The sequence below is a fragment of the Pseudomonas monteilii NBRC 103158 = DSM 14164 genome (genome assembly GCF_000730605.1).
Lineage (GTDB): Bacteria > Pseudomonadota > Gammaproteobacteria > Pseudomonadales > Pseudomonadaceae > Aquipseudomonas > Aquipseudomonas monteilii.
This window is the reverse complement of the sequence record NZ_BBIS01000066.1, coordinates 19479-29569: the sequence shown is the minus strand read 5'-3', so window position 1 is coordinate 29569 and position 10091 is coordinate 19479. Positions and strand designations below refer to the sequence as shown.

The window sequence follows — 10091 nt, the reverse complement described above, 5'->3', positions numbered from 1 at the left end:
CCTTAGGTGACCTGGAAAAATCAGCCGGGCATGTGGCAAGTATTCCCCCAAGTAGCTTGATCGCGCGTGATCAGTTTGCGGCCCTGAAGATCATGAGTGCCCATACAACGGATCTCGGTTATTGCCTGCACGATTTTTCAATGCTCCCCTGCCAGCTACACCGAGATTGCCTGAATTGTGATGAGCATGTGTGTATCAAGGGCGATGGGGCCCGAGAACGTGCCATTCGCCAGCATCGTCAGGAGACTCAAGCCCTTTTGGCGCAAGCCTTGAAGGCCCTCGGAGAGGAGGAGTTTGGTGCCAACCGTTGGGTAGAGCATCAGACATTGACGCTGAAACGATTAGATGAGCTGTGTGCAATTCTTGACGACCCCTCTGTTGGCCTAAATGCGGTTATCCAGCCATGTGGAATCGTCCCCGCGTCAAAGCTTGAGCAGATACTGGTGCATCATCGAGTACTGAACGAGCACGGGGAGATAGGACAAGGAATTGTGGACCCGAATGTGCCACGCATAGGGGCTGAGGACTTGTGATGACTCGATCAAGAAATCTAACCCCCGCTGCTGTTGAGCAGATTGTCTCCATCCTTGATGGCTGGTCTGGAAAATTAACTTGGGACCTGCTGATCATAAGTGTCGAGCGTCGCTTGCGGGGGACCTATACACGTCAGGCGTTGCATAAACATGAACGGATTAAGCACGCTTTTATTTTGCGCAAGCAGGTACTTTCAACTTCGCTTGGGGCGAGGAAGGTCACTAGCCCTGAGTTACAAGTAGCAACTGATCGAATTGCACGTTTGGAGGGAGAGAATGAACGTTTGCAAATGGAGAATGATCGACTTCTTGAGCAATTTGTGCGGTGGGCCTACAACGCTTACAGCCGGGGCTTGGATGAACAGTTTCTATCCCGCCCTCTACCGGCCATCAATCGACAGCAAACACCCTAGCGAGTGGTAAAGGCTTAGGTTGGTGTAGATCACGCTGTGTAGCGTACGGGTACGTGGATCATTACCTTTGGTAAACAGCCTTTCCGTCGCCGCTTGCAGTATTGGCTATTCCTTGGTTCGAAGATTGTAGTTGCGCCGGTCGATACTGCACCGTTCGAAGGTGACAGCACAGACTACGCGATGCGGCTCCATCCTCGGATTTTTCCGTGGTCAAGGAGATGTTTACATGATGGGGCAGGTATCGAGTAGGCAGCAGCGACTATTTTAGGCGGGCGGGCTTTGACTTTTCACTTTTGCTTCGACTGCATCTGTCTTCTAAAACTTCAGCACGCTTGGGGTCCGCAATTTCATCGATGGAGCAATGCTATGCCGACCGGCTACTACTTGGCCTGCCTGGAAACCCACCGCTATGTCTGGATCGGCACGCTTGGCGATACAACGTCCGCAGTCGGTGTCGACGCTGACCTCGTATCTAGCTTCTGCTTGGTGCATCGCGGTAAGTCGCTCATCGTGGTCAGCGAATCGCACCAAGTCGTTGGAGAAGGCCACGAATGGGCGCTTTGACATCCAGACATCCGACCAGCCATCAAAGTTGAGAGGCTCATAACGACCCAAAACAGCCGTTGACCAAAGGCAGAAATCGGCCATTCCTACCACGACCAAAGGATGGCTCGGGCTTGTTGTTAGTCTTTACTTATTGGAGAAACGCCTTGCTCTTAGCTTCATAAAATCGACTTCTGGGTGTTTCTGGAGCCAGGCCTTCAAATAGAAACGCCGCTCACGTGTCACGTGGGCGGCGCGGTACCTGGACCCGTGCTTGCAACAGATCGCCTAGGTTGGCCACGCTTTTGGCCAAATGCTCCAGTCGCTGTTCGGTAGCGGTGCAGTACCTGACGGTGGGTTTGAAGCGACGCTCGATAAACACGCCAAGGCGTTGGCAATCACCTACGTGACTTTCTCGCAATTCACCCAAGCGCTCGAACACCAATTGAGCATAGGCCTGAGTGGCACACGGCCGCCAATTGAAGGGTAAAGGTCTTCACTATCTGCGGCGCTGCGAGGGCTAAACGAGTGAATCTGCCCAACATGCAGGGTCAGATGATCACAGGGATACTGGACAGGGCTCTGTGGGTCCAAATGTGCCACGCATAGAGGCTGAGGACTTAAAATGACTCGTTCGAGAAACCTAACCCCCAGTGCCGTTGAGCATATTGTATCCATCCTCGACGGCTGGTCTGGGAAACTGACTTGGGATCTGCTGATCATAAGCATCGCACGTCATTTGAAGGGGACCTATACGCGCCAAGCGTTGCATAAGCATGAACGAATTAAACGTGCGTGCATGTTGCGTAAGCAAATACTCGAAACTTCGGTTGGGCGAAGAAAGTCGTCAGCCCCGAATTGCAAGTGGCAAACGACCGCATTGCACGTTTGGAAGGTGAGAATGGGCGCCTGCAAATGGAGAATGATCGACTACTCGAACAATTTGTGCGGTGGGCCTATAACGCTTACAGCAAGGGCTTAGATGAGCAATTTCTATCCCGGCCTCTACCCGTTATAAATCGACAGCAGACGCCCTAGGCGGTGTACAAAAAGTAATGTCGTGAACATCGCATGGTGCAGCCCCCGAAATCGATGGAGCCCCATATGGCTACTGAAATGCGGCGAACACGGCATCTATGACGCTTCTGACCGATTACTCGAAAGGTCTCGCATTTTGCACCCTGTGCTTGAACTGCAAGATCGCGAGTGAGTTTATCCCGATTGTTCACAGGGAGTGTCAAAATTGCTCTGACCCACTCATCATATGACCCGGATTGTCATCTCGGCATGCTGTCCGCTGGCAGACGGCAACCCCATCGGCAAGTGCCGAAGCCTCAATATGGGACTTCGAAAGGAGTTATCGCCACCTACTTCCCATCCGTTGAAAATTCAGTTAAAGGATGAAAGCTGTCCGAAGAGTTTGAAGGACACATCGGACAAGCAATCACGGATACGGGAATGGGCAGCACAGAGGCTGACAGTAACCTGGAATCAGCCCTCGATAAAAACCTTCAACGGTGGTTCGTGCATCAGGAAGTTCTGGTGCGAGATGTTCCAGGCATAGGCGCCCGCGAGAGTGAATACCAGCAGGTCACCAATCGCTAGCTGCGCCACCGGTTGTTGTCTGGCAAGGACGTCCTTTGGCGTACACAACTGACCCACCAGCGTCACGGACTGATCGCTGATTTGTGCCGGCTGAGTGCCTCGTAGTACCGTGAACGGATGGTCGTGGCCTTGAGCCGCAGGAGTGCGAAAGTGATGAGTACCGCCGCGTCCGATGGCGAAGAACTCGCCGTGGCTGCTTTTGATGTCCAGCACCTGCATCACGTAGTAGCCACATGCAGCACTGATGAAGCGGCCGATCTCGAAACGCATGCGCGTCGCGCCCATGTCGTACTCATCGATCAACCCCTTCAGGCCCTGACAAAACCGTGGCCAGTTGAACGACTGCGCCGCGTCCTGATAGTTGATGCCCATCCCTCCGCCGACATTCAGTAGCGGCAGTTGCAGGTCGTGGTTGGCGCATATCTGGCGGAAGGTCAGGAAGTAGCTGCGAATCAATTCAAGGTGCGCGTCGACATCCAACTGGTGCGACAACAGATGAAAATGCAGTCCCTTGAGCTCTAGGGACGGCTCTTCGCGCAGCAATTGCAGGGCGCTTGCAAGGCCTTCTTCATCCAGACCGAACGGCGTGGGTTTGCCACCCATGACCAATCGGCTCTGCGGTGTCTGGGCCAGCTTCAGATTCAGCCGCAGCATCACCGGAGCCCGCACACCGCGTTCGCGGGCGATGCGCGCCAGACTTCGCAGTTCGGTCACGCTCTCCACGTGAAACGCCGAAATCCGGTACTGCAGGGCGATACCCAATTCGCGATCGAGTTTGCCGGGGCCACCAAAGATCAGCGGCTGGTCGGGGCACTGTTCATGCAGCCACGTCAGCTCGCCGCCGGAGGCAGCCTCGAAACCGTCCACCCACGGCGCCAGGGTTTTCAGCACCAGAGCTTCCGGGTTGGCCTTGGCGGCGTAGAACAATTCGCAGTTTTCGGGCAGTACCTGACGCATTGCCTTTACGTGCCGTTCAAGGGCAGGCAGGTCGTAGACGTAGGCGCACAATGGCGCGTCGTGTTCAGTCTTGAGCTGCTCGATGCGTCGGGTGACGGAGGCAGGAAGGCTCATGCGTGTTTCCTCTTTTCAGTCATCGCCAGCGGGCTGGGCAGTAAGGTGTAACCGGCCTCGCGGTCGGCGCGCATCATCAGGCGCGTCATGAAGTTTTCCTTGCTTGGGAAGGGCGCGCCGGCGCACAACTCACGCAGTTCTGTCGGATGGCCCAGACGCGTGGATTGCGCGTGCAGCAGGTCGCCGATTCGGTCCCACAATTGTTGTTCCAGCGCGCCGCTGCCGTTGGCCAGATGGAAGATCGCTTCGCCGAGATTGTTCACCAGTGCGCAGTAGCCCACTCGTTGCCAGGCCTTTTGCGCGCTGTAGTACACCGAGCTGCGGGTACGTTCATCCAGCGCACTCAGGCGTTCAGCGGGCCAGATTTCAGGGACCAGCTTGGTACCTTCCAGATCGCGAATCCAGACCTGACTGGGCAGGCCGTTTTCAGCGAAGCCGATGACCGTGTTCTGCAAATGCGGCTCCAGCGCCACGCCCTGACGGAACAGGCAATACAGCACACCGCCGAGCATCTGACTGGCATAGGCATCCAGCCAGTTCAGCGTGGCTTGCTCAATGGTCAAGCCGGTGTTGTCGGCGTAGCGCTGTACCTGTGGGTGGCAGACACTGCGACTTTGTTGATCCCAGGTAAACAGCGCCATTGCCACTTGCGGCTGATACCGCTCGCGGTCGGCGACGGGAAGGTTTTCCCGGTAAACGATACCGAAGCATTCGGTGGCTTCGCGGGCCTCCTCCAGCGTACCCAGGGCGCTGAGGTCCAGGCTGGTGGCACTGGGCTCGGGCATCAACATGAAGCCCGGTTGTTGCGTCGCCAACTCGCTCATGACGGGGCGGAGCAGGCGAGTGAGGGCGACGGCGCTGTCCAGTTCATACCAGGCGTTCTTGCGCACGCAGTTGGTCAGGCGCACGTGCATCGAGAACTTCATGAAATAGGCCATCTGCGGATGGTAGAGCGTGCGCACCGAAGACGTCGGGTACATGGCCTGACCCAGGGGGCCGAGGTATTCGATCAAACCCTGTTGTTGCGCACGCTGTACCAGCGGGTCGGCAAGCACGCGGGCGACTTCCCAGGGGTGGCACGGATAGGCGTCGTCGCGCCCCGAGAGTTGGCGCAGCGTGCTGCGCGGATCCTCGCCTTGATGACGAATCAGCGTCGGATCGACCTTGAACCAGTGCAACTGAAAGCGCGCCCCGACTTCCGGCGAGCAGGCCAGCAAATCGTCATGGGAAATGCCCTCGCGACTTTTCGGCGTCGGATGCAGGGCGTGGCCCCATAGCTGGTGTTGCTCGGACGCCAGCAGGCTGTCGGTTGCTTCGTTGGCCGGGCGTGAATGACGCAGAAAGGTGCGGGTGATCTGCAGGCTGTTGGCGACCTGTTGCAGCATCTCGCCGACGCGCTCGGCGCCACTCAGTGGGGTACAGAGCAGGCGTGCCAGTTCGGGGGCGTTCAACGGTCGCCAGCTCTGGTTGTTGCCTTTGAAATAGGGGGCGCTGATGTAGTGGCAGCGGCCCAGAAGGCTGGCGCGGTCGATGCGTACGACCAAGCGGCCACTGGGCAGGCGAATGCTGATGCAACGGCTATTGGCCTGGCGCAGGCTCATCGGCAGATCCTGGGCTTGATAGTTCAGGTTCACTTCGTTGCGCGGCGATGCGTATTCGCGCAAATAGCAATTGAGCAGGCACTCGATGGCATGTCGCTGGGCTTCGCCATCGAGGGCATGGTCATGCAAGGATACGGTGTTCAGCGATACGGTATTCAGAGCGAGCGTCATGCCGGAATCTCCCGGGAAGTCATCAATAGAGGGCGCGCGAGCACCATGGCCGCCATGGCTGCCAGGCACGCAACGAGAAAGGGGGACGCGATGCCGCAGGTCTGACTGACCAGAGCGGCAGTCACACCGGCCGCGGTGCCGGCCCATTTGCCACTGGAGTCGAACCAGCCGAACAGGCGACCGGCGCTGCCTTTGCGGCTGCGCTGGCTCAGGCAGCGGTGCAACCCGACAAAACTGAGCAACATGCCGGCTCCGCTGAGCAGACGCAGAGCGAACAGCGGCTCGGCCTGTACGCTCCAGAATTGCAGCGCGTTACTGATTGCCAGCAGCGCCAGTCCCGGCAACAGCAGGTTGCCCTGATGCTTCTGCACCCAGGGCAGGGCCAGCAGATAAACCAGATGCGGCAGGCTGTAGAGCATGCCGATCAAGGCATCGTTGCCAATGTTCAGTTGCTCGCCGAAGGGCACGAAGTAGGGAAAGGTGACGACCATCGCGAAGCTGAACAGAAACTGCACCGCCAGTAGTCGCGGCATGTCTTCAGGCAGTTCGCCCAATGCCTCGGCTTTTTTGGTGGCCAAGGCATGTTTGGGGGCGTCCTTGGGCAGCGGCAGGATGAGCACGAAGGCCAGCAGCGGTAACCAGGCCAGATAACGATACAGGCTCAATCCCAAGCCTTGCGCGGTCAGCAGCCCCAACAGGATCGGGCCACTGATCATCGCCAGGCGTGCCGAATACTGCGTCCAGTTCAGGGCGCTGGACAGATCGCCCTCTTTGAACTGCGTCGACAGGTAGGCATTGGACGCCGCCATCGCCCCGCCGAAGGTGCCCTGGATGATCAGCGCCAGGACGAACACCGGTAGATTGGGGCTGAAGCCTGCCAGCAGAAAGCCCGCGAACAGCCCGACATGGGCGCGCAGCAACGACAGGCGACAACCGTTGCGATCGGCCCAGCGTCCCCAGATCGGCGCCGCCAGTGCGGTGCAGAGTGTCGGCAGTACGAACAGCACACCGATGGCCCAGCCTGGTGTGTCAGGTGCGAGGTCGGCGAGGATGCGCGGCAGGTACAACGGAATACCCAGCGCCGTGAAGGCCGAGAGGTAGTGTCCCAGCAAGACGCTGGAGATCAAACGTCGTTGCATGGAGCGTCCTCCAGCAGGAAGTTTGCCGCGCTGTAGCCATAGAACTTGTTGATGTCGCTGGCACCGGAATGCGCCTTGCTGAACAGGCTGCCGGCGCTGAGCAGGTATTTCACCGGCAATTTCGGGCTGTCGAGCAGCCATCGACGCGCATCGTGACAGTCGATGCCTTCGGCTTCGAGTTGTTGCAGACAGGTCATCAGACGCTGACGCAGCGTGCCGTACAGGCTGGAGCGAGAGGCCAGGCCTGCGGTTGCTATCGCTTCCAGGATCGCCACGATGTTCAGCTGCAAGGTGATGGTGCAGAACATCTCGGCCAACGGTTGGCAGCTGTCGACGCGAATGCGCTCATCCTGCAAGGCTGCCGGCAGGTCAGTGAGATCCGGGCAGGCAGCGGCCAAGCGCTGAGGCCAGAGGCGAGCGGCGTCGTTGTCCTTCATCAGCAGACGCAATGGCTGACCTTGTTCGAACATCAATACGGCGTTCTGCTGGTTGGCCTCCAGCGCGATGCCGTAATGCAGCCACAGTCGCAGATGGACCTGCAGCAGCAGATCGAGATAATCGTCCAGCCAGTGTTGCAACGAACCTGCGTAGAAGCGCTCGGTCAACTGTTCGAGGAAAAGGCGTCCATCGGCAAGCGGGCTGGCCAACGCGGCGACAGGTACGAGTGTGGTGTTCTCAAGACCCGTCGGGTAACGGCGCACGATATAGGCTAGGTGACGACTTTCGGCGGCATGACCACCATGTTTTTCGTCGACGTGCAGATAACGTGACGCCAGTGCCGGATCGCGCTCGGTCAAGGCCTGCAGGGTGGTCTGGAACCAGTGACCGTCGTATAGGGTGCTGGGCTTGATCAGGCGCAAATTGCGCGCACCGAGCGTGCTGACCAACAACGGTAGTTTGATGTGCCACTGAGGTTGATTGATGCAGACCACCGTGCGCACAGACAGCGTTGGCTCGACCTGCATGGCGGTACGTGGAGCCTTGAGCGTGCCTTCAGGCAAGCCGTATTGCTCCAGTTCGCCCCATGTCAGCGGGTGTACTGGCAGTAATGAATGGCTGTTTTGCAGGGTCGATGACAAGCCGACTTCCTCGAAGTTCGGCCAGTGCGGCGGCTGCGGGCTGGTCAGGGTCAGGGCGTTGTTGGGAATCGCCAGCCAATTGAGTTCGAAGCGCGGCGCGAACTCTGGCGCGTAGCCTCTGAGCGCGGCGGCATCGAAGCCGCTTTTGGCCCGCGCCGTTGGATAAAACGGGTGATCCAGGTAGCTCGCCAGTTGATCGATCTTCAGCAGCCTCTGCGACCAGTCCTTCAGGTCGGTCACGTCGCTCAGCGCGGGCGCATGTTGGCGATACGCCTGATTGCACAGGGTCCGTTGTTCGCTCGCGCAATCTGCTTCTTTCAGATACGCCGCGAACAGTGCCAGACTTTCTTCGTCCAGACCGTGGCTCAGGTGGCCCAGCCAGAGCCCGTAGCCGCGTTGAGTCTCGCCGTGGCTTTGCGGCGACACTTTGATCCAAGCGTCGCCTGTACCGATCCAGTCCTGCAACGGATACGCGTTGACCACCGGCAGCCATAGTTCGTCGGCGCCCAGATGGGCGATTCGCAGCCAGTTTGCGTCGGGCTGATACTGCAAGTGTTGACTCAGTTCTTCCGGCAACCGACAAATCTGTCCTGTGCTGACGATCCCTCGGATGTCCTCGCGCAGGCAGCAATCGATGATGCGTCGAGTAATGAACGCCTGATCCGCGGCGTCCGGATACAGGCTCATGCCATCACCCACTTCAGGTCGTTCAGCGTCGAATTCAGTTGCGTTTCGAGGCTCACCTCATCCGGCGCGATCAGTCTCAGTACGCCGACGTAGTCCTTGTTGGAATGGCTGATGGTCACGGTGTCGCCGGTGTTGTGAAGTGCGCGGTAATCGCACCAATGGCTCTCACGTTCGATATTGAAGCTGGCACTGGCCTGTTTCAGCCGTCCCGAGCAGTCGGCCACAAGGTAATGAACGGTTGCTTCGGCTTGTGCGGGTTGCGTGTCGACCAGCTTTTCTCCCAGATGCAAAGCGATGATGCGGTCGAACCAGCCCTGTGGCAGCAGCCGATCCAGCAGGAACTCGCGACCATCACCGATGCTGCGGTAGTTGATCTCAACCAGTACCGGGCCTTGGGCGGTCAGAATGAACTCGCTGTGGCAAACCCCGAAATTGACCCCGAACGCGGCCACTTGAGCCAGCGCGGCGGCACGTTGGGCGCGGCTGAGTTGTCCATTCCAGCGCGCGGCGATTTCTACGAAATGCGGCGGCGGTGAAAGGGTGACGTCGAAGCCTCCGATGGCTTGCAGGTTGCGTCCGTCGCCCAGGGTTTCGAGGGTGAACAACGGACCTTCCATGTACGCCTCCAGCAACAGCGCCCGATCCGGTTGCTGCTGCCAGAACTGCTCGCAGTAAGCGGTCAATTCGGCGGCGTCGTGGCACAGTCTGACGTCCAGGCTGGCGACGCCTTCACGAGGCTTGGCGACCACTGGCCACGGCGCATCGGTCGGCAATCTGGAGTTCGATGTGAGCACCTGGAACCATGGCCCGGGCAGACCTAGACGTTGCATGCGCTCGCGCATGGCTGCCTTGTTCTTCGCTGCATAGCACAACCGCCAGTCCTTGCCAGGGCATTCGAAGGCCTCGGCCACCATCGCTGTCGCGGTCTGCAGGTGATCGCTGTTGGAGAACACGGCGACGGGGCGCAAGCCCTGACCGTTGAGTGTCTCGATGACCGCTAGCGGATTGAACACATCACATTCGATGACGTGCAGCTGTTCCGGCGAAATAGGCGAGGTGGCGAGCAGTCGCCGGTGTTCCTGAGCGTGGTCGGTGATGACCACGATCGGTAACCCGCGTTTGTGCGCGGCAGGCAGGAAGCCCTCGAGAATGGCAGGGTGGGCGACATGGGCAAGGATGATGAATGGACGTTGCATGGCAGGTTCCTGGGGGCAGCAGTTGCCCGTCCCGGGGGATCGGGCAACTGGTT

General features: G+C 58.7%; 7 protein-coding genes and 2 pseudogenes. 3 read left to right on the top strand and 6 right to left on the bottom strand.

The features are described from left to right. The 3 genes and pseudogenes from PM2_RS31030 to PM2_RS27305 form a co-directional block, all read left to right on the top strand. Positions 1-533: pseudogene (locus PM2_RS31030) on the top strand (integrase); the annotation flags it as partial. Then, positions 533-946 carry a hypothetical protein gene (locus PM2_RS30470; protein ID WP_080694032.1) on the top strand — a complete coding sequence of 138 codons (414 nt, stop codon included), beginning with the start codon at positions 533-535 and terminating at the stop codon, positions 944-946. The pseudogene PM2_RS31030 and the gene PM2_RS30470, both read left to right, overlap by 1 nt. 366 nt (positions 947-1312) lie before the next feature. Further along, positions 1313-1510, top strand: coding sequence for a hypothetical protein (locus PM2_RS27305; RefSeq protein ID WP_023662023.1), 198 nt, complete (start codon positions 1313-1315; stop codon positions 1508-1510). A gap of 238 nt (positions 1511-1748) precedes the next feature. Here the strand turns inward: PM2_RS27305 and PM2_RS27300 are convergent. The 6 genes and pseudogenes from PM2_RS27300 to PM2_RS27275 all read right to left on the bottom strand — a co-directional run. Further along, positions 1749-1955 (bottom strand): annotated as a pseudogene (locus PM2_RS27300) (DUF3422 family protein); the annotation flags it as partial. Between the two features lie 1025 nt (positions 1956-2980). Next, positions 2981-4165, bottom strand: coding sequence for a type III PLP-dependent enzyme (locus PM2_RS27295; protein ID WP_023662024.1), 1185 nt, complete (start codon positions 4163-4165; stop codon positions 2981-2983). Next, entirely contained in the window at positions 4162-5937 is a 1776-nt protein-coding gene (locus tag PM2_RS27290; RefSeq protein ID WP_023662025.1) for an IucA/IucC family protein, read from the bottom strand. Before PM2_RS27290 ends, PM2_RS27295 begins: the two co-directional genes overlap by 4 nt. Beyond that, the gene (locus PM2_RS27285) at positions 5934-7076 is read right to left on the bottom strand and encodes an MFS transporter (RefSeq protein ID WP_023662026.1); all 1143 of its coding nucleotides are present in this window, start codon (positions 7074-7076) and stop codon (positions 5934-5936) included. The genes PM2_RS27290 and PM2_RS27285 overlap by 4 nt, the downstream gene beginning before the upstream one ends. Then, positions 7061-8842, bottom strand: a complete 1782-nt coding sequence (locus tag PM2_RS27280; protein WP_023662027.1) for an IucA/IucC family protein — start codon at positions 8840-8842, stop codon at positions 7061-7063. Before PM2_RS27280 ends, PM2_RS27285 begins: the two co-directional genes overlap by 16 nt. Next, the gene (locus PM2_RS27275; protein WP_023662028.1) at positions 8839-10038 is read right to left on the bottom strand and encodes an ATP-grasp domain-containing protein; all 1200 of its coding nucleotides are present in this window, start codon (positions 10036-10038) and stop codon (positions 8839-8841) included. Before PM2_RS27275 ends, PM2_RS27280 begins: the two co-directional genes overlap by 4 nt. Positions 10039-10091 lie beyond the last annotated feature (53 nt).

Coding starts and splice junctions, on each gene's coding strand:
- PM2_RS27295 (WP_023662024.1), bottom strand. CDS start 4,165: ATGAGCCTTCCTGCCTCCGTCACCCGACGCATCGAGCAGCTCAAGACT.
- PM2_RS27285 (WP_023662026.1), bottom strand. CDS start 7,076: ATGCAACGACGTTTGATCTCCAGCGTCTTGCTGGGACACTACCTCTCG.
- PM2_RS27275 (WP_023662028.1), bottom strand. CDS start 10,038: ATGCAACGTCCATTCATCATCCTTGCCCATGTCGCCCACCCTGCCATT.
- PM2_RS27290 (WP_023662025.1), bottom strand. CDS start 5,937: ATGACGCTCGCTCTGAATACCGTATCGCTGAACACCGTATCCTTGCAT.
- PM2_RS27280 (WP_023662027.1), bottom strand. CDS start 8,842: ATGAGCCTGTATCCGGACGCCGCGGATCAGGCGTTCATTACTCGACGC.
- PM2_RS30470 (WP_080694032.1), top strand. CDS start 533: ATGACTCGATCAAGAAATCTAACCCCCGCTGCTGTTGAGCAGATTGTC.
- PM2_RS27305 (WP_023662023.1), top strand. CDS start 1,313: ATGCCGACCGGCTACTACTTGGCCTGCCTGGAAACCCACCGCTATGTC.